Genomic DNA, 23,583 nt, shown 5'->3' on the forward strand with positions numbered 1-23,583 from the left:
AATTCTACGTTTCTTTTAAGTACTTATTAAAATATTTTGAAGCTATTTCCCGCTTTCCGCACTCGCTTTTTTTGTTTGAAAAAAACAAAAAAGAGCTCAAACAATTGCTTCAATCGGGGCTAAACATTTTTACTATATTATTTACAACTATTAAAACAGATTGCATCTTTATAAAAATTAAGAATTGATAACAGTACTAACAAAATTAGAAATACCTGCTACGCCATTTTTATCTAAATCTTTAATAAAAGCCGAACCAATAATTGCACCATCGGCATAATTACAAGCTGTTGTAAATGTTTTGTTGTCTGATATACCAAAACCAACCACTAATTTACTTTTTAAATTCATTGCCTCAATTCGTTTAAAGTAATCAATTTGCTCTGTTGATATTTCTCCTTTTGCTCCTGTAATAGATGCCGAAGCAACTACATAAATAAAAGCATCTGTAAGTGCATCAATTTTTCGAATACGTTCTTCTGATGTATGAGGCGTAATTAAAAATACGTTAGTAATTCCGTATTTTTCGAATAACGCTTTATAATGATTTTCATATTCAATCATTGGCAAATCAGGAAAAATAACAGTTTTCATACCGCAATCTTTTACTGCTTGACAAAACTTATCCTCACCATATTTAATAAGCTGATTCAAATATCCCATTAAAACTAATGGTGTTTTATTAGTGTCTTTTACTGATTTTAGTTGCTCAAAAACAACATCTAAATTCATTCCATTTTGCAAAGCTCTATGACTACTATCTTGTATAGTAGTTCCATCTGCTAAAGGGTCAGAATAAGGTAAACCAACTTCAATAAAATCAACACCATTTTCACTTAAATCGTGTATAATTTTAGTTGTATCATTTAAATTTGGAAAACCTGCTGTAAAAAATATAGAAAGTAAATTCTTCTTTTCTTGAAATATTTCTTTTAATAATTTCATCTACTTATTATTTTAAATGCTTCATATACGTTTCTAAATCTTTATCGCCTCTTCCTGATAAATTCACTATAATTACTTGATCTTTTTTAAATTTTATTTTAGATAAAACTGCCAATGCGTGTGAACTTTCTAAAGCAGGAATAATTCCTTCTAATTTGGTTAATTCAAAAGCAGCTTCTAAAGCTTCATTATCTGTTGCGTTTAAAAACTGTGCACGCTTAGTTTCGTGTAAAAATGCATGTAAAGGACCAACTCCTGGATAATCTAATCCTGCAGAAATAGAATATGGCTCTGTAATTTGTCCGTATTCATCTTGCATTAAAATAGTTTTACTTCCGTGAATTACACCAACTTGCCCTAATTGAGATGTTGCTGCACTTTCACCAGAATCAACTCCTAAACCACCAGCTTCAACAGCTATTAAACCAACTTCTTCATCTTCTAAGTAATGATAAAAAGCACCAGCCGCATTAGAACCTCCACCAACACAAGCAATAACTGTATCAGGGTTTTCTTTTCCTGTTTTTTCTTTTAGTTGCCATTTCATTTCTTCTGAAATAATAGCTTGTAAACGTGCTACCATATCAGGATACGGAGCAGGACCAACAACAGAACCAATTAAATAATAACTATCTGGATGCTGAATCCAATAACGAATTGCTTCGTTTGTAGCATCTTTTAAGGTTTTACTTCCACTTAATGCAGGCACAACTGTTGCTCCTAACATTTTCATTCGAGCAACATTAGGCGCTTGCCTTGCAATGTCTTTTTCTCCCATAAAAACGATACACTCTAAACCCATTAAAGCACAAACTGTAGCCGTTGCAACACCATGTTGTCCTGCACCTGTTTCTGCTATAATTTTTGTTTTACCTAGCTTTTTTGCTATTAAAATCTGTCCAACAGTATTGTTTACTTTGTGTGCTCCTGTATGATTTAAATCTTCACGTTTTAAATAAATAGTAGCACCATATTTCTCTGATAATCTTTCTGCCAAATACAACGGAGTAGGACGTCCAACATAATCTTTTAATAAAGCTTTATATTCGTCTTGAAACTCTTTAGATTCGATAATTTTAATATAATTATCTTCTAATTCTAGTACGTTTGGATGTAATAATTCAGGAATAAATGCACCACCGAATTGCCCGTAATATCCTTCTTTAGTTGGTTGAAATTTCATATTATAATTTTTAGTATTCTTCACGAATTTTAAAAAACATGAAGCTCTTTTTTAAACTTTTCTATCTTTTTCACTGATTTTAAACCAGCTTCTATTTCGAATTTACTATTTACATCTAAAGCATAAATAGGTAAATTCAAGGCTTTTAATTTATTGATTTCTGCTACTTCTTCTAACCCAATTCCTCCACTTAAAAAAAATGGTTTCGTTAAATTATATTTCTGAAGAACAGCCCAATCAAAAGTAATTCCGTTTCCTCCTCGCTCTTTTCCTTTAGTATCGAACAAAAAGAAATCAACTAATGATTCGTAGGGTTTTAAAACTTCAAAATCGAAACTATCTTTAATTCCAAAAACTTTTACAATTTCGGGCATTTTATATTTTAAATGCGGCTTTTTATCAGCAATACTTTCTTCAAAAATAGTTCTTAAACGCTGTAGATACTCTGGAGATTCATCGCCATGTAATTGCAGCATATTTAAACCATATTCTTCGGTTAATGAAACTACAATTTCAGGGATTTCATTCACAAAAACACCTGCTTTTTTTATCTCCTTAGGTAAATCGGGAATAATTCCCTCAAAATTTCTTTTTGATTTTTCATAGAAAATAAATCCTAAATAATCAGGTTGCAATTGGGCAACTTGTTGGATATTTTCTACATATTTCATTCCACAAACTTTCAGTTTCATATTTATCTTATTTGAGCGATAAAATCTTTACAAGCTTCTCCAGGATTTTTTGTTTTCATAAAATTTTCTCCTATTAAAAACCCTTGAAAACCATGTTCTTTTAATCCTGTAATAATTCTTGGGTCTGAAATTCCACTTTCTGAAACCTTAATTGCGGTATCAGGAATTTGCCCTGCCAAGTTGATAGAATGTTCTAAATCAACTTCAAAAGTTTTTAAATTTCTATTATTAATTCCGATAATTTTATTATCTAAATCACTAATTTTATCTAAATCCTCTTGTGTGTGTATTTCGTATAAAACTTCTAAACCTAAATCGTTAGCTAATTGTCCGTAATTTTTAAGTTCTTGTTTTGTTAAACAAGCAGCTATTAATAATATAACGTCTGCTCCTATTGCTTTTGCTTCAACAATTTGAAAACCATCAACAATAAAATCTTTTCTTAAAATTGGTATTTGCTGATTTACAGTTCTAGCCTCTAACAAATCGGCCATAGTTCCACCAAAAAAATTCGTATCAGTTAAAATAGATTGTGCTGCTACATTCGCATCTAAATAACCTTCTGTTACTTCTAATATTGATGATGTATCGTTAATAATTCCTTTTGATGGAGATTTACGTTTATACTCTGCAATAATACCTGTTGAACCTACGGTTAATAATGACTTTTTTAATGAAAAAGGAGCATTTTTAAAGTTAGGACTTTCCACTAATTTACTAACAGGAACTTCTGCTTTAATTTTAGCAACTTCTGTTTTTTTAAAGGCTATTATTTTATCTAATATTGTCATATAAATAATTATGAATTCAAAATTATGAATTACGATTTAGTGTTTCTAATGGTTTTTTGAATACTTCCGATAATCTTTAATATTTCTTCAATATCCTTTAATAATGATTCTGATTCTTTATCAGATAAAAAATCAGTATCTTTTAATAAACGAATCCAATAATGAGATTCTCTTGCTTCTTTATAAGCTATTGTTAATTTAGCAAAAAAATCTTTTCTGCTTTGACCTCCAATTGCTTCTTCTACATTCGCTCCTATTGAAGTTCCTGAACGTAATAATTGTTTACTTAATACAAATTCTTTCTTTTCTTGAGATAAATGCTTATATAAATTTGACCATCCTCACAGCAAAATTATAGCTCTTTGTTTGAATTACATTATCTTTTTTCATCACAAGAAATTTATAATTCGTAATTGCTAATTCGTAATTAACTTTTTTAAACATTCTTTTGCTTTCAATCCTAATAAAGAATCTTTTGCTTCTTGATATGCTTGTTCAAAACTCTTTTGATTATCAACAATTTTTAAAGCAAATGCAGCATTTGTAAGCACAACACTGTTTTGTGCTTCTGTACCATTTCCTTCAATAATATTTTTGAATATTTTAGCTGCATCAGCAACGGATTTACCGCCAAAAATAGCTGATTGTTGTACTCTTTTTTGCCCTAAATCTTCTGGATTAATTAATTGTTCGCCGTTTTTAGTGAATAACTTAAATCCGCTTGTTAATGAAATTTCATCATAACCATCAAGCGCATGTACAATTCCGTAATTAGTACCTTCTTCTTGCAAAATATAATTATACAAACGAGCAACTTCTAAATTAAACGTTCCTAATAATTGATTTTTAGGTGAACTCGGATTTACCAAAGGACCCAACATATTAAAAAACGTTTTTAACGCTAATTCTTTTCTTGTTGCGCTTACCGCTTTCATTGCTGGATGAAATTTTGGTGCGTGTAAAAAACAAATATTTGCTTTTTCTAAGTGCGATTTTAAAATAGCTTCATCATTTGTAAATTGATATCCGAAACTTTCTAACATATCAGAAGAACCTGATTGAGAAGATACGGAATAATTTCCATGTTTTGCTACTTTTTGTCCTGTTCCTGCAACAATAAAAGAGGTTAATGTTGAAATATTGAACGTATCTTTTCCATCGCCACCAGTTCCTACAATATCGATAGTATTATATTCTGATAAATCAACTTTTATAGCCAACTCTATTAAAGCATTTCTAAAACCCGCAAGCTCATCAACAGAAATTGGACGCATCATAAAAACAGTCATAAAAGACGCTAAATGTGCTTCATTAAATTTTCCTGAGGCAATATCAATTAAAACCTGTTTTGCTTCAAGTTTTGTTAATCTTTTATGTTGATATAAATTATTTAAAATTTCTTTCATGTTCTAAAAGATTTTATTTTTTAACGTTATTTAAAAAATTTCTAACAAGTTGTTCACCTACATCTGTTAATATTGATTCTGGGTGAAATTGAACTGCCGATAAATTAAATTCTTTATGCTGAATTGCTTGGATTCCTCCTTGCTCGTCTTTTGCAGTAATTATTAATTCTGATGGAAAATTATTGTGAGATGCTATCCATGAATGATATCTTGCTGCTTTAAATTTAGTTGAAACATCTTTAAATATTACAGCATCTTTTTTGATGATTTCCATTTCAGTAGCAACACCATGAAATACTTCTCCCATGTTTTCGATTGCTCCACCAAAAACTTCGGTAATTGCTTGTAAACCTAAACAAACACCAAAAATAGGTTTTTTACCTGCGTATTGTTTTATAACATCTTTTAAAATACCTGCTTCATCAGGAATTCCTGGGCCTGGTGATAAAATAATAACGTCATACCTATCAATCTCTGTAACAGAAATTTCATCGTTTCTATATACGTCTGGCAAATTACCTGTAATATCTTCTACCATGTGTACCAAATTATAGGTAAACGAATCGTAATTATCTAGTATTAATATTTTCATTTTTTTCTAATTGTAATTGCCTAATAAATGTTGTTATTTATAAGTCAATTTGTTTGTTTATTTTTTAAGATATTAATGAATAATCTAAATAATATCTTAAAACTCAATTTTGCGTTAGGGATTGAAACGGCATCCTTTTTATTTTTTTTCTAAATAAAAAGATATAGTGGAAAGCCCGCCCGAACGCCCTAAATATTTTCTGCCAAAATTAACGCTTTTTTCAGAGCTGCTAATTTATTATTCACCTCTTGTAACTCTTTTTCTTCATCAGAATGAATTACAATTCCTGCTCCTGCCTGATAATATAACACATTGTTTTTACTAACAAACGAGCGAATGGCAATGGCTAAATTTACAGAACCGTCTAAACCAATAATTCCGACTGCACCTCCGTAAAAACCTCTCGATTGATTTTCGTAGGTGTCAATTAATTGCATTGCCTTGTATTTTGGCGCACCACTCAAAGTTCCTGCAGGGAAAGTATCTCCAACTATTTCAATCGGATTTCCTTTTATTTTTCCTTGCACAGTCGATACCAAGTGAATTACGTGACTAAAATATTGAACTTCTTTAAATACCTCAACATTTACCTTTTCGGCATGTTTACTTAAATCGTTTCGAGCTAAATCAACTAGCATTACGTGTTCGGCAGTTTCTTTTTTATCTTCGGATAATTTTTTACCAAGCTTTATATCTTCCGCCATATCGCCAGTTCTTCTGAAAGTTCCTGCAATTGGATTTATAGTTGCTTTTCCTTCGTTAATTTTAATTTGTGCTTCTGGTGAAGAACCCATTAATTTAAACGAACCGTAATCGAAATAAAATAAATAAGGTGATGGATTTATTGAACGTAATGCTCTGTATACATTAAATTCATCTCCTTTAAATTTTTGTTGAAATTGACGAGATAATACTAATTGAAAAACATCTCCTCTTTTACAGTGCGATTTTGCTTTTACAACATATTCTTTAAAATCTTCATTGGTACAATTTGAAGTTTCTTCTCCATCGATTTCAAATTTTTGAGTATTGAAAGCTTGTGCTTCAATGATGGTTTCTACTTCTGAAATTCTTGATTCAGTTCCTGCTTCTACATTTTCAATAATGGTCATTTCATCATTAAAATGATTGATGGCTATTATAAATCTGTAAAAACTATACTGCATTAAAGGTATTTTAGACGGAGCGTCTTTTACATTTAATTGTATATTTTCAAAATACTGAACACTATCGTATGTTGAGTAACCGTACAATCCATTAAATGATTTTAAGGCAGGATCACAATCTAAATCCACCGATTTTGAAAAACTATCAAATAAGGTATAAAAATTCTTATCAATAGTATTTTTTTCAATAATTTTCCCTTGTTTAGAAACAACAAAATCATGATTTTCTACTTTCATTGTTACCACAGGCTCAATAGCTATAAAAGAAAAACTTTCTTCTTTACTATGGTAATCTGAACTCTCTAACAATAAGGTATTAGCATATTTATCTCTAAATCGTAAATACAAACCTACTGGAGTAATTGTATCTGCAATTCGTTTTTTACTAACTGTTTTAAATGCTATTTTATTCATTTTATTTATTATTAAAAACAAAAAAGGCCTATCGTGAGATAAGCCTTTTCTTTATATAATATATACATACAGGTTTCTTCTCACTTATTTTCTAAGAGAGTTCCACCACCATATGTTGTTTTGTTTCATCATTATGAGACAAATATAAGAAAGTTATTTTAATAATTTATTTTCTTCTTTTAAATTTTAAGTAATTTATTATCAAACAACATTAGAACTACTTAAAAGCAAGCTTTAAAATTTCATTTAACAACAAAAAACATATTTAAAGTTAAAGTATGTAACCATATTATACATTGTAGTTTATAAAAACAAACATATATCTAATATTTGCAACGTAATTAGAACAAGAAAATTAAAAATATAAAATTATGTGTGGAATTGTATGTGCGTTTGATTTAAAGCAACCTTCGGATAGTTTAAGACCTCAAGTTTTAGAAATGGCTAAAAAAATCAGACATCGTGGACCCGATTGGAGCGGAATTTATAGCGATGATAAAGTAATTATGGCACACGAAAGATTGGCAATTGTAGATCCTGCTTCAGGACAACAGCCTTTATTTAGTGCCGATAAAAAACTAATTTTAGCAGCAAACGGCGAAATATACAACCACAGAGAATTAGCTAAAAACCTTACAAACCCTTATGAATTTCAAACAGCTTCTGACTGTGAAGTAATTTTAGCACTTTACAAAGAAAAAGGTGTTGATTTTGTAGATGATTTAAACGGAATTTTTGGTTTCGCTTTATATGATGCTGAAAAAGATGAGTACTTTGTTGCTCGTGACCACATGGGAATTATTCCTTTATATATTGGTTGGGACCAAAACGGAACTTTTTATGTTGCTTCGGAATTAAAAGCCTTAGAAGGTGTTTGTGCGAAAATCGAATTATTTCCTCCAGGACATTATATGTCTAGTAAAGATGGAAAATTCGTACAATGGTACAAAAGAGATTGGAGAGATTACGATGCTGTAAAAGATAACGAAACAAGTATTGCAGAAGTTAAAGAAGCTTTAGAAGCGGCTGTACACAGACAATTAATGAGTGATGTTCCTTACGGTGTGTTACTTTCTGGAGGATTAGATTCTTCAGTAATATCGGCAATTGCAAAGAAATATTCCCAAAAAAGAATTGAATCTGATGATACATCAACTGCTTGGTATCCGCAATTACATTCTTTTTCTGTAGGATTAGAAGGTTCGCCTGATTTAGCTGCAGCTCAAAAAGTTGCAGATCATATTGGAACTGTTCATCATGAAATAAAATTCACTATTCAAGAAGGTTTAGATGCTATTAAAGATGTTATCTACAACATAGAAACATACGATATTACAACAATCCGTTCTTCTACTCCAATGTATTTAATGGCACGTGTTATTAAATCAATGGGTGTTAAAATGGTATTATCTGGTGAAGGTGCTGATGAAATTTTTGGAGGATATTTATATTTCCATAAAGCTCCAAACGCAAAAGAATTCCATGAAGAAACTGTTCGTAAATTAGACAAACTACATATGTATGATTGTTTAAGAGCCAACAAAAGTTTAATGGCTTGGGGAATTGAAGGTCGTGTACCATTTTTAGACAAAGAGTTTATGGATGTTGCAATGCGTATCAATCCACAGGATAAAATGATTAACGGTGAACGCATGGAAAAATGGGTTATCCGTAAAGCTTTTGAAGATATGTTACCTGAAAGTGTTGCTTGGAGACAAAAAGAACAATTTTCTGATGGTGTAGGTTATAGTTGGATTGATACTTTAAAAGAAGTTGTTGATAAAGAAGTTACCGATGAACAATTAGCAAACGCTAAATTCAGATTCCCAATTCAAACTCCAACGAACAAAGAAGAGTTTTACTATAGAACTATTTTTGAAGACCACTTCCCTAGCGATACCGCTGCTTTAAGTGTTCCTCAAGAAGCAAGTGTAGCTTGTAGTACCGCTATTGCTTTAGAATGGGATGAAGCATTTAAAAATATGAACGAACCATCTGGTAGAGCAATTATGAGTGTTCATGATGATGCTTATTAAACTTAATATTAAGTATCAAAATAAATTATAATCCCCCATTAAAAAGCGTAAGTTTATCTACAAACTTACGCTTCTTTCATTAAAAAACACTACTAAAAAAATAAATAAAACACAACATAGCAACACTTTAAGTTATTTTTAATTTTATATATATATTAGCAGGAGTAAAAAGCGGTAACCGAAAAGCTTATTAAAAATAGAGTAGGTAAAAAAAAAATATTATGCAAAAATTAAATTTAGAAAAATTTACAGACAACAAGTTAGAAAACTTAAACGCTATAAGCGGTGGTGGTGTTCAATGTGAGAAAACAACCTATACCAATGAAAGCGCTGGCTGTAGTGGAAAGGACATACGAAGTTGTGATGGAACATATACAGAGTATTAAATCTTAATCATAGTATTTAGAAGAAGGCTAATTAGCCTTCTTCTTTTTTTTAAAAATAAAGAAATGAATAAAGTAATTGGTATTATAATTTTATTTTGCTGTTTAAGTAGTTGTTCAAAAGATAAAAAAAATAAACTATGTGTTGACTTAAAAGAAATGCAATATAAAGATCAGCTGTTAAGGGGGGTAATGACAGACAATCCTTATATAGAAATATTAGATTCTATTTTAAAAACGAAAAATTACACTCATAAAGATTATAAAACACTTCCTTCCGAAGAAAGAAAAAAATATAGTTTAAAGACTATTGAAATAATGAAGTTAAGACCACCTCTTACTGTTAAAGAAAAAATCAAGAATGATTCTTTAATGCAAGAGCAAATTAAATTAGACAATATTAATACTCCATTACTTATTAGTCTTATTAAAAAAAGAGGGTATCCTAACAAAGATAATTGTAATTGTGAATTAATTAAAAATCAAATGGGTGACCTTTTTCCTGCTACTATTTTTAGACATTCACAACCACAATATTGGGATGAAATTAGAACGCTTGTTAACATAGAGAAAAAGAAAAATAGACTAAGTAATAATGCCTATAAATTTGTTATCACTCATATAAATGGTCGTAATAACAATAATTAATGGTTTTACTAATAAGTGAAGAAAAAGACCTAACAACTAATTATGTTATTGATTGGCTACATAGTTATTCTTTTTATAATTTCAAAATATTTAATTCTAATAAATTCAATATAATAAATAGTTTTGAAATAGGTAATAGTACAAATATCTCTTTTGATGATGTAAATTCATTAGATATAAAAAAAGTTTGGCATAGAAGAGCAAAAATAAATTTCAGATTTACTACAACATATAACAATTTAGATGAAAAGTTGAAAATAGATGAACAAGTTTTACTTTATTTTTTTGAAAACTTTTTAAATACCCAAGTTGAATATATTGGGTCTTATAAAAAAGAAGTTGAAAACAATAAACTAGATGTTTTAGTTAAGGCCAAAAAAAATGGATTGAACATTCCAAATACACTCATTACTTCTAGTAAAAAAAAATTACAAGAATTTTATTGCAAATCTAAAAAAATAATAACTAAAGATTTATATCATCCAGTATGGTTTAAAATTGAAAATACCCAATACAGTTCTGTTGGTACAATTTTAATTACACAAAAAATGATAAATCAATGTAGTGATTTTTTTATACCTATGTTTTTACAAGAAATGATTGAGAAAAAATATGAAATACGGGTTTTTATGTATAAAAAAACACTGTATCCTATGGCAATATTTTCTCAAAATGATAAACAAACAAAGGTCGATTATAGAAACTACAACAATACAAAACCTAATAGGAATGTGCCAATAGAAATCACAAAAGAATTAGAAAACAAGATTTTTTGTTTAACAAAAGATTTGAATTTAAATACTTGTTCAATAGATTTTATTGTTACAAAAAGCAATGAATATGTTTTTTTGGAAGTAAACCCTTGGGAACGCTTGCGTTTATTACGAAAAGCGATGCCCAATATATTATTGCAAATGTTAATTAGAGGTTCAAATGGCGTAGGTTACACAGCATATTCTGATAATTTAATTGAACGATTTGTAGCAGAATCATGGGAAAATGGTGTCGATATTTTTAGAATTTTTGACTCCTTAAACTGGATGAAATCAATTGCCCCTTGTATTGAGCACGTTCGCACAAAAACAAATGGTTTAGCCGAAGGATCAATTTGTTATACTGGCGATATTCTAAACCCTGAAAACACCAAATACAACCTTAAATACTATACGCAATTAGCCAAAGATATTGAAAATGCTGGAGCGCACATTCTTGCCATTAAAGACATGGCTGGTTTGCTAAAACCGTATGCCGCTTTCGAATTAGTTTCGGCATTAAAACAAAAAATTAACATTCCAATTCATTTACATACCCACGATACTTCTTCCATTCAATCGGCTACTTATTTGAAAGCTATTGAGGCTGGCGTTGATGTGGTTGATGTAGCGCTTGGTGGTTTATCGGGCTTAACATCGCAGCCTAATTTCAATTCGATTGTCGAAATGATGAAATTCAACGAGCGTGAAAGTGATTTAAATATTGATTCTTTAAACAAATATTCTAATTATTGGGAAACCGTTAGAGAATATTACTATCCTTTTGAATCTGGTTTAAAAGCAGGTTCTGGAGAGGTTTTTAAACATGAAATTCCTGGGGGGCAATATTCAAATTTAAAACCACAAGCACAGGCTTTAGGTTTGGAAGATCGTTTTTATGAAATTACCAAAATGTATGGCGATGTAAATCATCTTTTTGGCGATATCGTAAAAGTTACCCCAAGTTCAAAAGTTGTGGGCGATATGGCACAATATCTAGTAAGTAATAACTTAACGGTACAAGATGTGTTAGAACGTGGCGATACTATTTCGTTTCCGCAGTCGGTAGTGAGTTTTTTTAGAGGAGATTTAGGGCAGCCTGTTGGCGGATTTCCAAAAGAGCTTCAAAAACTTATTTTAAAAGATGAAAAACCCTATACCGACAGACCAAACGCACATATTAAAACTTTAGATTTTGATAAAGAATACAAGGATTTTAAGAAAATATTCGAAAAAGATTTAAGCAGACCTATTGATATTACTGATTTTTTATCCTATAAATTATATCCAAAAGTTTTTACCGATGCTTACAATAAGCGTTTAAAATATGATAGTTTAATCAATTTACCAACCAAAAATTTCTTTTATGGAATGGAAATTGACGAAGAAATTAATGTTGAAATAGACAAAGGAAAAACATTGTTAATTACCTTAGATTCTGTCGGTAAGGCTAACCAAGACGGAATGGTTACTGTTTATTTTAAAGTAAATGGTCAAGGTAGATCGGTTCAAATAAAAGATACTTCTATTAAAATAGATAAAGTAATTCACGCTAAAGCGGATAAAAATAACAGTAAAGAAATTGGCGCGCCCTTACAAGGAATGCTTTCTACTATTTTAGTGAAAAAAGGAGATAAAATAACCAAAAATCAACCCTTATTTATCATTGAAGCCATGAAAATGGAAACCACCATTACGGCTACCGAAAATACAAGTATCGATGAAATTATTCTAAAAGCAGGAAACATGGTATATGCTGATGATTTAATTATTAAATTAAAATAAATAAGATATTTTAACAACTAAAAATGGCGCTTTTGCGCCATTTTTATATTAATTTATTTTATACGCTTTTGAAAAACAACAAACACCCCTTCTAAGTCTTTTTAAGCCGTTTTAAAGCATTATAATAAAAAATACAAATTACTTTAAATGAACATATCAATCGCTAAAAAGCTTTTAAATCAGCTTGGTTTTTCGTATTTTTGTATACTAGGTTTTATAGATAGATTCAACTTTATATTTTATAAAACAAGCTGATTTTTTTATCCGAAGAAAAATATTTTAATATTTATTTTCGGATAAAAAAAGGAAGAAACAAAACTTAATTAACTCTTTTTTAGTCTTTTTTTACAATGAGCGAAGAAAATAAAAAAAATTATGATGCATCAAGTATCCAAGCCCTAGAGGGAATGGAACACGTTAGAATGCGTCCGTCAATGTATATTGGTGATGTTGGTATTAGAGGTTTACACCATTTAGTATATGAAGTTGTCGATAACTCTATTGATGAAGCAATGGGTGGTTATTGTGATACCATTGAGGTTACAATTAATGAAAATAATTCTATAACAACCAAAGACAACGGTCGTGGTATTCCTGTTGGAATTCATAAAAAAGAAGGCGTTTCGGCATTACAAGTTGTAATGACAAAAATTGGTGCTGGTGGTAAATTTGATAAAGATTCTTATAAAGTTTCTGGAGGTTTACACGGAGTTGGGGTAAGTTGTGTAAATGCACTTTCTGACCTTTTAACAGCAACTGTACATAAAGAAGGGAAAGTTTGGCAACAAGAATATTCTAAAGGAAAAGCATTATATCCTGTAAAAACAATCGGAGAAACCGATTTTACAGGAACTATTGTTACTTTTTTACCTGATACATCTATTTTTAAGCAATCAACTGTATTTAATTACGAAACGTTGGCAACTCGTATGCGTGAGTTGGCGTATTTAAATAAAGGTATCACCATTACCTTAACTGATAAACGTACTACAGATGATGAAGGAAACTTTATATCTGAAACATTTCATAGTAAAGAAGGTTTACCTGAATTTATTAAATATTTAGATTCTACCCGTGAGCAATTAACTTCCAAAGTAATTTCTATGGAAGGTGAAAAAAACGGAATTCCTGTTGAAGTTGCCATGGTTTATAATACTTCGTATGCTGAAAATTTACACTCGTATGTAAATAATATTAATACACACGAAGGAGGAACACATTTATCTGGTTTTAGACGTGGGTTAACAGGAACTTTAAAAAAGTATGCTGATAATTCAGGATTACTAAAAAATGTAAAATTCGAAATTGCTGGTGATGATTTCCGTGAAGGATTAACCGCCATTGTTTCTGTAAAAGTTGCAGAACCTCAATTTGAAGGTCAAACTAAAACAAAATTAGGAAATAGAGAAGTTTCAGCCGCAGTATCGCAAGCTGTTTCAGAAATGTTAACGGATTATTTAGAAGAAAATCCTAATGATGCTAAAACTATTGTTCAAAAAGTAATTTTAGCTGCAACCGCAAGACACGCTGCACGTAAAGCCAGAGAAATGGTACAACGTAAAACAGTGATGTCGATTGGTGGTTTACCTGGAAAATTATCTGATTGTTCAGAAACTGACCCAGAAAAATGTGAAATTTTCTTAGTTGAGGGAGATTCGGCAGGTGGAACAGCAAAACAAGGACGTGACAGAAACTTCCAAGCAATTCTTCCGCTACGTGGGAAAATTTTAAATGTTGAAAAAGCCATGCAACATAAGGTTTTTGAAAACGAGGAAATTAAAAATATGTTTACCGCATTAGGTGTTTCTATCGGAACAGAAGAAGATCCTAGAGCTTTAAATTTATCAAAAGTACGTTATCATAAAGTGGTTATTATGTGTGATGCCGATGTCGATGGTTCGCATATTGCTACCTTAATTTTAACTTTCTTTTTCAGATATATGCGTGAAATGGTAGAGCAAGGATATATTTATATTGCTACGCCTCCTTTATATTTAGTTAAAAAAGGACAGAAAAAAGAATATGCTTGGGATGACAATCAACGTGATTTAATTGCTCAAAAATTAGGCGGAAACGTAAACATACAACGTTATAAAGGTCTTGGGGAGATGAATGCAGAACAATTGTGGGACACCACTATGAATCCTGAATTTAGAACGTTGCGTCAGGTTGTTATTGATAGCCCAACCGAAGCAGACAGAGTTTTCTCTATGTTAATGGGAGATGATGTTCCACCTCGTAGAGATTTTATCGAAAGAAATGCAAAATATGCTAATATTGATGCGTAATAATATTTAATATTACATGAAAATTTATAAATAAAAACAAACCCTATTGAAAACTTCAATAGGGTTTTGTTTTTATTTCGGTGTTCAAATCGTTATTTTTGTACAACTAAATTAATCATCACAATTAAAATATAAAAATATGAAAGTAACAGTTGTAGGAGCAGGTGCTGTAGGTGCAAGTTGTGCAGAGTACATTGCAATTAAAAATTTCGCATCAGAAGTTGTACTAGTTGATATTAAAGAGGGTTTTGCGGAAGGTAAAGCCATGGATTTAATGCAAACAGCCTCTTTAAATGGTTTTGATACTAAAATTACTGGTACCACTGGTGATTATAGTAAAACTGCGGGTTCTGATGTTTGTGTGATTACCTCTGGTATTGCTCGTAAACCAGGAATGTCTCGTGATGAATTATTAGGAATTAATGCTGGTATCGTAAAAATGGTAGCCTCTAGTTTAGTTGAGCAATCACCAAACACGATTATTATTGTAGTATCTAACCCAATGGATACTATGACTTATTTAGTACACAAAGCTACTGGTTTACCTAAAAATAGAATTATCGGAATGGGTGGAGCGTTAGATTCTGCACGTTTTAAATACCGTTTAGCAGAAGCTTTAGGTGCGCCTATTTCTGATGTTGATGGAATGGTTATTGGTGGTCATTCTGATAAAGGAATGCTTCCTTTAACACGTTTAGCTACTCGTAATTCTGTGCCTGTTTCTGAGTTTTTATCAGAAGAAAGATTAGAAAAAGTATTGCAAGACACCAAAGTTGGAGGTGCTACTTTAACTGGTTTATTAGGTACTTCTGCTTGGTATGCACCAGGAGCAGCAGTTTCAGGAATGGTTCAGGCGATTGCTTGTGATACTAAAAAAATATTTCCTTGTTCAGCATTATTAGATGGTGAATTTGGTTTATCTGATTTATGTATCGGAGTTCCTGTTGTTTTAGGAAAAGACGGGATTGAAAAAATCGTTGAAATTAATTTATCTGACGATGAAAAAACAAAATTAGCTTCTTCTGCTGAAGCTGTTAAAAATAATAATGCTGCATTAAACTTATAAAAAAGTTTCTTATGTCGATAAAAAACCCGTATAATTTGAATTATACGGGTTTTTATTTTTGATACTATTTTAATCTAAAATTACTCGAATTAATAAAGGTTAAACAGATTGTTGTATTACTTCAAAAAGTTCTCCCCCCTCACATTTTAATGTCTTTTGCTTAAACTTTACTATTAACTGATAATCGTGAGTTGCCATTAAAATAGTTTTTCCACTTTTATGAATTTCATTTAACAACTCCATTACTTCTAACGATGTTTTAGGGTCTAAATTTCCTGTTGGTTCATCTGCTAAAATTAATTCAGGGTCATTTAATAAAGCTCTTGCAATTGCAACTCGTTGTTGCTCTCCTCCTGAAAGTTCAAAGGTGTTTTTATGCTGTTTTTGCTTCATCCCTACTTTATCTAAAACCTCATAGATTTTATTTTCTATATCCATTTTATTTTTCCAACCAGTGGCTTTTAGCACAAATTCTAAATTTTTAAAAACATTTCTATCGTTTAAAAGTTTAAAGTCCTGAAAAACAACACCTAGATTTCGCCTCAAAAAAGGAATATCTTTTTCCTTAATTTTATTTAAATCAAAACCTACTATTTCGCCAATACCTTCTTGTAGTTGCAAATCAGCGTATAAGGTTTTTAACAGGCTACTTTTTCCACTTCCTGTTTTTCCTATCAAATAATAAAAATCTCCTTTATTTAATGTGAAATTTACTTTTGATAATACCAAATTTTCTTGCTGATAAATAGCCGCATTTTCAAGATGTAAAACAGGTTTTTCCATAATTAATTGATTTTTACAAATCTAAAATTTTATTACTTAATTATATAACATTTCTTACTTTTGATGCGTATTTTAACACATCGTTTTCCAACAAAAATAAAAAAAGAACGTTATACTTCTTAGATACTTGAAAAATATGAAATTTAGTTATTATAAAAAGAGCTGTTATCTATTGTTATTTATGGCTTTTCCAAGCATTATTATAGCACAAGAGTCTGCTATTAATTCAGCGAATACCGCCACCTATTACAAGGCTGTAAAGCTATACAATAACAAGGCGTATTCAGCTGCACAAGAATTATTTAAAGAAGTTTCTGAAAATGCAAAAACACACCGAAATAGCAAAGCTGATGCTGATTACTACGATGCTATGTGCGCCATAAAATTAACACAAAGTAACGCTAATAATAAAGTGCTGGCTTTTGTACGAAACTACCCATATCATAGCAAAAAAGAAAAAGCTTTTTTAAAAGTTGGTAACTATTATTTTGCCAATAGAAAAGCTGCACATGCCTTAAAATGGTATCAAAAAGTAAATGAAGACCTTTTAAGTAGTCCTGAAAGAGACGAATTAAATTATAAAATGGGCTATGCCCTATTAGTTTCTAATTATTTAAAAGATGCAAAAGAGCATTTTAAAGGCTTATTAGGGAATCCTATTTATGGTAATGATGCACGATATTACTTCGGATATATTGCCTACAAACAAGAAAATTTTGGCGAAGCAGAAAATAATTTAAGTAAATTAGCTAATGATGCTACCTACCAAGCAAAAGCAAATTATTATATTTTAGATATTAGTTTTAAGGCAGGGCGTTTTGATAAATCAGTAAAAATTGGAGAAGAACTTTTAACGAAATCAAAAGATAAAAAAGAAATTTCTCAAGTATCTAAAATTATTGGAGAAAGTTATTTCAACTTAAAAAAATACGATGCTGCAATTCCATATTTAAAAGCCTACAAAGGAACTAAAGGAAAATGGACAAATACCGATTATTATTATTTAGGATACGCCTATTATCAGCAAAAAAACTATAAAGAAGCTATCGGTAATTTCAATAAAATTATTGATGGAAATAATAAAGTAGCACAAAATGCCTATTATCATTTAGGCGAATGTTATTTAGAATTACTAAAAAAAATGGAAGCTTTAAATGCGTTTAAAAATGCTAGCGAAATGGATTTTGATGCAAAAATAACTCAAAGTGCCTCGTTAAATTATGCTAAATTAAGTTATGAATTAGGAAATCCTTACCAAAGCGTCCCTGAGGTTTTAAAAGGGTTTTTAGCTAAATACCCAAACAATGAAAGCGCTAATGAAATTAGTGATTTATTAATTACCTCGTATTTACATCAGCAAGATTATCAAGGAGCTTTAACCTATTTAGCAACCACAAAATCAGCCAAAAACAAAGAACTTGCCAAAGAGGTTTCTTTATATAGAGGAATTCAATTATTTAATGAAAACACCTTAAAAATAGCAAAACCTTATTTTGAAAAAGCAAGTTTATCGCAAAATGAAACCGTTCATAGCAAAGGGCTTTTTTGGTTAGCAGAAACCGATTATTTATTAGGAAATTATCAAAATTCTTTGACTAATTTCTTACAAATTACTAGTACTAATTTTGACGAATCTAAAAAACTAACCTACCATATTGCCTACACCTACTTTAAATTAAAAGACTATCAAAATTCGGCTATTTATTTTCAGGCTTTTCTAGATAAAAAAACAGAAAACACCGATTTAAACGATGATGCTTCGAACCGACTAGGCGATTCTTTTTATGCTTCCAAAGGGTTTTTAAAAGCGATCCGCTCGTATAAAAAAGTAATTAATCAGGCTGGTGTTGGCGCTGATTATTCGCAATATCAAACCGCTATGAGTTACGGGTTTATGGGTAAGAATAATCAGAAAATTAAAGCCTTACAAACCCTTATTAATACTTATCAAGATTCGCAATTACAAGATGATGCCTTGTTTCAATTAGCAACAACCTACACCACGATTAATAACCCGACAAAAGCACAAGAAAGCTATAATAACTTGTTATCAAAACATAAAAATAGCCATTATATACCTAGTGTTCTTTTACGTCAAGGATTGTTATATAATAATGAAAATCAAAATGAAAAAGCCTTGGTAAAATACAAGGAAATTGTAGCAAAACACCCTAATTCAAAAGAGGCATCCCAGGCAGTTAGCAATGTTAAAAACATATATATTGACCTTGGTAAGGTAGATCAATATGCCACATGGGCTAAAGATATCAGCTTTATAAATATTACCGATGCAGAGCTTGACAACGCCACGTATCAGGCGGCTGAAAATAAATTCTTAGAGAATAATAACAACAAAGCAATTGCAGGTTTTAACAAATACCTTCGCACTTTTCCTTCAGGAATACACACTTTAAAAGCCCATTTTTACTTAGCTCAATCGTACAATAACACCAAAAAACATCAAAATAGCATACCTCATTATAACTATGTAATTGGTAAAGATAAAAACGCCTTTACAGAAGAATCTTTAATTAAGCTTGCTAAAATATACTTAGAAAAAGAGGATTGGAAAAATGGGATACCTATTTTAGAAAAACTAGAAAAAGCAGCAAATTACCCTCAGAATATTGTTTTTTCTCAAAGTAATTTAATGAAGGGTTATTATAAAAAACAAGCCTATTCAAAAGCAATTTCTTATGCCGAAAAAGTATTGGCAACTTCAAAAATAGACGCCAATATTTCTAATGATGCAAAAATAATTATTGCCCGTTCGGCTTTTAAAACAAATGATTTTACCACTGCTCAAGAATATTTTAATGAGGTAAGTAAAAATGCTACTGGCGAATTAAAAGCAGAAAGTTTATATTATAAAGCCTTCTTTTTAAACGAACATAAAGATTTTGAAAACTCTAATAAAGCAGTACAAAATTTAATTGCCAATTATTCCTCTTATAAATATTGGGGGGTTAAAAGTTATGTTATTATGGCGAAAAATTACAATGCCTTAAATGATGCTTATCAGGCAACCTATATTTTAGAAAATATTATTAAAAATTTCACCCAATATAAAGACATTACAGAGCAGGCTAGTAATGAGCTTCGAGCAATTAAAAATAAAGAAGCTAAAACTAACGAATCAATTAACAATAGCCAACAGTAAAAGTTGTTAAAAACAAAAAATAGTTCAATGATTAAATTAATAAAAAAACACCTTGTTTTACTTGTTTTATTTGTAACAACGATTGCTAATTCACAAGAAAAAACACCAACCGAAAAACCAGTAGTTGTAAAAGATAGTATTATAAAAACAGAGGTTGTAAATGTTGTTACTTCCTATGTTCCTAAAATTACAGATGCTTTTAAAATACAACAAAAACCATTTATAAAACACACCAAAGAAACTCAGAGAAAAGCCCTAGAATACACTATCTTTTCAGTACCTGTTGCCTCTACTTTTATTCCTAAAAGTGGCGTTATGAAAAAAGTTGATTTAGGTAAAAAAGAAGAATTATATCCTAATTATTTTTCGCTTGGTTTTGGTACAAAAATGACGCCTTTTGCAGAAGCCTATATCAAAAATAATGATGGATATGGTGGTGAATTTGGTGCCTATTTAAAATTTTTACTTTCCGCTAATCCTGTTGTAGAAAAACCACTTAGCAGCACTTATTACTCTATGGGATTGAAATTATTTTACGTACAAGACGAACGATATTACAATTGGAAAGCTGGTATTGATGCAAATCGAAATAAACATAATTGGTATGGTTTACCAAAAAACATAACCTTTACAGATGCTACAACTAGCCGTATAGAACCCGAACAAGCTTACAACTTTTTTAATCTTTTCGGAGAAATTAACATAGAAGATTCTTCTTTAGAGCACGCAAAAATTTCAGGATCATTTTTTTCTGATATTTTAAGCAGTAGTGAATTTTTAGTTGATGGAAATGCCCTTTTAAAATTCCCTTTAGATAACATACATCGCGAATTAAATGACCTATATATCAATACAACTTTAAGTTATTTAGGTACTAATTTCAATAATAATTACCAAACACAAGACCAATTAAAACATGGTTTTTTTACCGCAGGAATACATCCTAGTTATAATTTTTTAGCACATAATTTTTCGGTTAGAATAGGGGCAAAAAGTTATTTTTCTATGGATATAGAAAAAAGTACCAATCAATTTTTAATCTATCCTGATATTCAAATTTCCTACCCTATTATAACAAATACACTAGATATGTATATAGGTGCTTCTGGTAATTTAAAAACCAATAATTATCATGATTTAGCCACTAAAAACCCTTATATTTCTCCTACGCAAAAATTATTACAAACTAGTAAATATGAAGCTTTCGCAGGTTTTAGAGGGAAGTTAAAGCATCAATTTAGTTATCATTTAAAAGCAAGCTATGCTGATATTGAAAACAAGGCTTTTTTATCTTTAAACCAATCAAAATCTAACGGAAAAAACAATGCAGGAAGCAATGCTTTTTCTTTCTTTGGATATGAATACGGAAACTCTTTTAATACCAATTACGATAATGTTAGCGTTATTTCGGGCTTTGGTGAACTTGCTTTTGATGGTATTAAAAACTTAAGCATTGGTTTAAACGGGCAATACAATCAATTTACTTTAACTACCCAACTAGAAGCTTGGAATACACCTAATATAAAAGGAGAATTATTTGGAACTTATAAAACTGATAAATGGTTTGCGGGTACAAACTTATTTTTTGTAGGACAACGAAAAGAAAAATTACACACTATACTACCCCAAAAAACGTTTACAACGGTAAATTTAGACAGTTATTTTGACATCAACTTTAATGGTGGTTATCATTTTAGCGATTCATTTTCGGTGTTTTTAAACCTGAATAATGTGTTAAACAACGAATATCAGCGCTTCCATAATTTTAACGTACAAGGCTTTCAAGCTATGGCAGGATTAACATGGAAATTTGATACTATTTTATAAGCAAAATAGCTAGCTCTAAAAAAAAACTAAATTCTACATGAAAAAAACACTATTTTACGGGCTTATTTTTAGCCTTTTACTGTCTTGTAAAACCCATAAAAAAGCCGATTTAATTGTTATTAATGCAACCATATACACTGTTAATAAAAACTTTGATAAAGCCCAAAGTTTTGCTATTAAAGACGGTAAATTTATCGATATAGGAAGCAATAATGATATTCAAAAAAAGTACAGCGCACCCCAAATTATAGATGCTAAAAACAAGCCTATATACCCTGGTTTTATCGATGGGCATTGTCATTTTTATGGCTTAGGATTACAACAGCAAAAAGTAAATTTAGTCGGCACAAAAAGTTATGATGAAGTACTTGAAAAATTGGTAGCATTTCAAAAAGAAAAAAATACCGATTTTATAACAGGTCGTGGATGGGATCAAAACGACTGGGAAGTAAAAGAATTTCCTACCAAAGAAAAATTAGATAAATTATTCCCTACAATTCCTGTGGCTATCCGTCGAATTGACGGACATGCAATGTTGGTAAATCAGGTGGCTATTGATATGGCTAAAATTAACATTGATTCAAAAATTGAAGGTGGTGAATTTCTTCAGAAAAAAGGAAAACTCACTGGCGTATTAATTGACAATGCTATGAACTTTATCAATGTTCCTAAACCTAGTAAAAAAGCACAAATTCAAGCGTTAAAAGATGCTGAAAAAATTTGTTTTAAAGTTGGGTTAACTACCGTTGACGATGCTGGTTTAGACAAACAAGTTATTGAATTAATTGATAGTTTACAGCAAGTAGGCGCTTTAAAAATGCGTGTTTATGCCATGATTTCTAATAATAAAACCAACTTAGATTATTATCTAAATAAAGGAGTTGTAAAAACCGACAGACTCCATGTACGTTCTGTAAAAGTATATGCTGATGGAGCTTTAGGTTCTCGTGGTGCGGCTTTAAAAAGTGAATATACTGATAAAAAAGGGCATTTTGGAGCGTTGGTTAATTCGTATGAAAACTTACAGAATTTAGCTCAAAAAATTGCCGATTCAGACTACCAAATGAACACCCACGCTATTGGCGATTCTGCCAATTATGTAATGTTAAAAACTTATAACAAAGCGTTAAAAAACAAAAAAGACCGTCGTTGGAGAATTGAACACGCTCAAATTGTCGCTCCGCAAGATTTTCATCATTTTAAAAACATTTTACCTTCTATTCAGCCAACACACGCTACAAGCGATATGTATTGGGCAGAAAACCGTGTGGGCGCTCAAAGAATAAAAGGTGCTTACGCCTATAACGATTTATTAAATCAATATGGTAAAGTTGCCTTAGGAACTGATTTTCCGATTGAAAATGTAAGCCCACTTTATACCTATTACGCCGCTACTATCAGAAAAGATTTAAAAGGGTTTCCTAAAGATGGATATCAAATAAAAAATGCCTTATCTAGAGAAAATGCCTTAAAAGGAATGACTATTTGGAATGCCTACGCTAACTTTGAAGAAACCGAAAAAGGAAGTATTGAAATTGGTAAAATTGCCGATTTTATCATCCTTGAAAATGATATTATGACTGTCACAGCCGATAAAATTCCCAATACAAAAGTTATGGCAACGTATGTAAATGGTCAAAAAGTACACTAATCTTAACCTTTAATA

16 protein-coding genes and 2 pseudogenes are annotated in these 23,583 nt (G+C 30.6%); 9 read left to right on the plus strand and 9 right to left on the minus strand.

Going from position 1 to position 23,583, the window contains the following annotated elements; genetic code table 11:
• Window positions 1-177 precede the first annotated feature (177 nt).
• The 8 genes and pseudogenes from trpA to ABNT14_RS09470 form a co-directional block, all read right to left on the minus strand.
• Entirely contained in the window at window positions 178-945 is a 768-nt protein-coding gene (gene trpA / locus ABNT14_RS09435) for a tryptophan synthase subunit alpha (protein WP_101902979.1), read from the minus strand.
• Window positions 946-952: 7 nt separating this feature from the next.
• A complete protein-coding gene (trpB, locus tag ABNT14_RS09440; protein WP_101902980.1) occupies window positions 953-2,128 on the minus strand; it encodes a tryptophan synthase subunit beta in 1,176 nt (391 codons plus the stop codon).
• A gap of 29 nt (window positions 2,129-2,157) precedes the next feature.
• Window positions 2,158-2,820, minus strand: coding sequence for a phosphoribosylanthranilate isomerase (locus ABNT14_RS09445; protein WP_101902981.1), 663 nt, complete (start codon window positions 2,818-2,820; stop codon window positions 2,158-2,160).
• A gap of 2 nt (window positions 2,821-2,822) precedes the next feature.
• The gene (gene trpC, locus ABNT14_RS09450) at window positions 2,823-3,611 is read right to left on the minus strand and encodes an indole-3-glycerol phosphate synthase TrpC (RefSeq protein ID WP_101902982.1); all 789 of its coding nucleotides are present in this window, start codon (window positions 3,609-3,611) and stop codon (window positions 2,823-2,825) included.
• Between the two features lie 29 nt (window positions 3,612-3,640).
• A pseudogene (locus ABNT14_RS09455) lies at window positions 3,641-4,001 on the minus strand (four helix bundle protein).
• A gap of 26 nt (window positions 4,002-4,027) precedes the next feature.
• On the minus strand, window positions 4,028-5,017 hold the full coding sequence (trpD, locus tag ABNT14_RS09460) for an anthranilate phosphoribosyltransferase (RefSeq protein ID WP_101902983.1): 990 nt from the start codon (window positions 5,015-5,017) through the stop codon (window positions 4,028-4,030).
• Window positions 5,018-5,030: 13 nt separating this feature from the next.
• Entirely contained in the window at window positions 5,031-5,609 is a 579-nt protein-coding gene (locus ABNT14_RS09465) for an anthranilate synthase component II (RefSeq protein WP_101902984.1), read from the minus strand.
• A 188-nt stretch (window positions 5,610-5,797) separates the two neighbouring features.
• Window positions 5,798-7,189, minus strand: a complete 1,392-nt coding sequence (locus ABNT14_RS09470) for an anthranilate synthase component I family protein (RefSeq protein WP_101902985.1) — start codon at window positions 7,187-7,189, stop codon at window positions 5,798-5,800.
• A 371-nt stretch (window positions 7,190-7,560) separates the two neighbouring features.
• On the opposite strand from ABNT14_RS09470, the gene asnB reads away from it, so the two are divergent.
• From asnB to mdh, 6 genes and pseudogenes are all read left to right on the plus strand, one after another.
• A complete protein-coding gene (asnB, locus tag ABNT14_RS09475) occupies window positions 7,561-9,225 on the plus strand; it encodes an asparagine synthase B (RefSeq protein ID WP_101902986.1) in 1,665 nt (554 codons plus the stop codon).
• A 221-nt stretch (window positions 9,226-9,446) separates the two neighbouring features.
• Complete coding sequence (locus ABNT14_RS09480) at window positions 9,447-9,611, plus strand: hypothetical protein (RefSeq protein ID WP_159459542.1); 165 nt, start codon at window positions 9,447-9,449, stop codon at window positions 9,609-9,611.
• Window positions 9,612-9,674: 63 nt separating this feature from the next.
• Window positions 9,675-10,256 carry a hypothetical protein gene (locus ABNT14_RS09485; RefSeq protein WP_101902987.1) on the plus strand — a complete coding sequence of 194 codons (582 nt, stop codon included), beginning with the start codon at window positions 9,675-9,677 and terminating at the stop codon, window positions 10,254-10,256.
• Between the two features lie 845 nt (window positions 10,257-11,101).
• Window positions 11,102-12,793: pseudogene (locus ABNT14_RS09490) on the plus strand (biotin/lipoyl-containing protein); the annotation flags it as partial.
• A 350-nt stretch (window positions 12,794-13,143) separates the two neighbouring features.
• The gene (gene gyrB / locus ABNT14_RS09495) at window positions 13,144-15,081 is read left to right on the plus strand and encodes a DNA topoisomerase (ATP-hydrolyzing) subunit B (RefSeq protein WP_101902988.1); all 1,938 of its coding nucleotides are present in this window, start codon (window positions 13,144-13,146) and stop codon (window positions 15,079-15,081) included.
• Between the two features lie 139 nt (window positions 15,082-15,220).
• A complete protein-coding gene (gene mdh / locus ABNT14_RS09500) occupies window positions 15,221-16,147 on the plus strand; it encodes a malate dehydrogenase (protein WP_101902989.1) in 927 nt (308 codons plus the stop codon).
• Window positions 16,148-16,246: 99 nt separating this feature from the next.
• On the opposite strand, the gene ABNT14_RS09505 is transcribed toward mdh, so the two are convergent.
• Window positions 16,247-16,930 (minus strand): cell division ATP-binding protein FtsE, encoded by a 684-nt coding sequence (locus ABNT14_RS09505; RefSeq protein WP_101902990.1) that lies wholly within the window; start codon window positions 16,928-16,930, stop codon window positions 16,247-16,249.
• Between the two features lie 136 nt (window positions 16,931-17,066).
• On the opposite strand from ABNT14_RS09505, the gene ABNT14_RS09510 reads away from it, so the two are divergent.
• The 3 genes from ABNT14_RS09510 to ABNT14_RS09520 are packed head-to-tail and all read left to right on the plus strand — an operon-like array spanning window position 17,067 to window position 23,568.
• Window positions 17,067-20,090, plus strand: a complete 3,024-nt coding sequence (locus tag ABNT14_RS09510) for a tetratricopeptide repeat protein (RefSeq protein ID WP_101902991.1) — start codon at window positions 17,067-17,069, stop codon at window positions 20,088-20,090.
• Window positions 20,091-20,117: 27 nt separating this feature from the next.
• Window positions 20,118-21,917 carry a hypothetical protein gene (locus ABNT14_RS09515; RefSeq protein WP_101902992.1) on the plus strand — a complete coding sequence of 600 codons (1,800 nt, stop codon included), beginning with the start codon at window positions 20,118-20,120 and terminating at the stop codon, window positions 21,915-21,917.
• Window positions 21,918-21,954: 37 nt separating this feature from the next.
• Window positions 21,955-23,568: an amidohydrolase gene (locus tag ABNT14_RS09520; RefSeq protein ID WP_101902993.1), complete on the plus strand. Its 1,614-nt coding sequence runs from the start codon at window positions 21,955-21,957 to the stop codon at window positions 23,566-23,568.
• Window positions 23,569-23,583: the final 15 nt, after the last annotated feature.

Origin of the sequence: Tenacibaculum dicentrarchi, from assembly GCF_964036635.1 — a bacterium.
In the GTDB taxonomy this organism is placed as follows: domain Bacteria; phylum Bacteroidota; class Bacteroidia; order Flavobacteriales; family Flavobacteriaceae; genus Polaribacter; species Polaribacter dicentrarchi.

Excerpts from the sequence above, each read along its gene's own strand:
- ABNT14_RS09480 (WP_159459542.1), top strand. The coding sequence starts at position 9,447 with ATGCAAAAATTAAATTTAGAAAAATTTACAGACAACAAGTTAGAAAAC.
- trpB (WP_101902980.1), bottom strand. The coding sequence starts at position 2,128 with ATGAAATTTCAACCAACTAAAGAAGGATATTACGGGCAATTCGGTGGT.
- ABNT14_RS09445 (WP_101902981.1), bottom strand. The coding sequence starts at position 2,820 with ATGAAACTGAAAGTTTGTGGAATGAAATATGTAGAAAATATCCAACAA.
- ABNT14_RS09505 (WP_101902990.1), bottom strand. The coding sequence starts at position 16,930 with ATGGAAAAACCTGTTTTACATCTTGAAAATGCGGCTATTTATCAGCAA.
- trpC (WP_101902982.1), bottom strand. The coding sequence starts at position 3,611 with ATGACAATATTAGATAAAATAATAGCCTTTAAAAAAACAGAAGTTGCT.
- ABNT14_RS09465 (WP_101902984.1), bottom strand. The coding sequence starts at position 5,609 with ATGAAAATATTAATACTAGATAATTACGATTCGTTTACCTATAATTTG.
- gyrB (WP_101902988.1), top strand. The coding sequence starts at position 13,144 with ATGAGCGAAGAAAATAAAAAAAATTATGATGCATCAAGTATCCAAGCC.
- ABNT14_RS09485 (WP_101902987.1), top strand. The coding sequence starts at position 9,675 with ATGAATAAAGTAATTGGTATTATAATTTTATTTTGCTGTTTAAGTAGT.
- trpA (WP_101902979.1), bottom strand. The coding sequence starts at position 945 with ATGAAATTATTAAAAGAAATATTTCAAGAAAAGAAGAATTTACTTTCT.
- ABNT14_RS09520 (WP_101902993.1), top strand. The coding sequence starts at position 21,955 with ATGAAAAAAACACTATTTTACGGGCTTATTTTTAGCCTTTTACTGTCT.
- ABNT14_RS09515 (WP_101902992.1), top strand. The coding sequence starts at position 20,118 with ATGATTAAATTAATAAAAAAACACCTTGTTTTACTTGTTTTATTTGTA.
- ABNT14_RS09510 (WP_101902991.1), top strand. The coding sequence starts at position 17,067 with ATGAAATTTAGTTATTATAAAAAGAGCTGTTATCTATTGTTATTTATG.
- ABNT14_RS09470 (WP_101902985.1), bottom strand. The coding sequence starts at position 7,189 with ATGAATAAAATAGCATTTAAAACAGTTAGTAAAAAACGAATTGCAGAT.
- asnB (WP_101902986.1), top strand. The coding sequence starts at position 7,561 with ATGTGTGGAATTGTATGTGCGTTTGATTTAAAGCAACCTTCGGATAGT.
- trpD (WP_101902983.1), bottom strand. The coding sequence starts at position 5,017 with ATGAAAGAAATTTTAAATAATTTATATCAACATAAAAGATTAACAAAA.
- mdh (WP_101902989.1), top strand. The coding sequence starts at position 15,221 with ATGAAAGTAACAGTTGTAGGAGCAGGTGCTGTAGGTGCAAGTTGTGCA.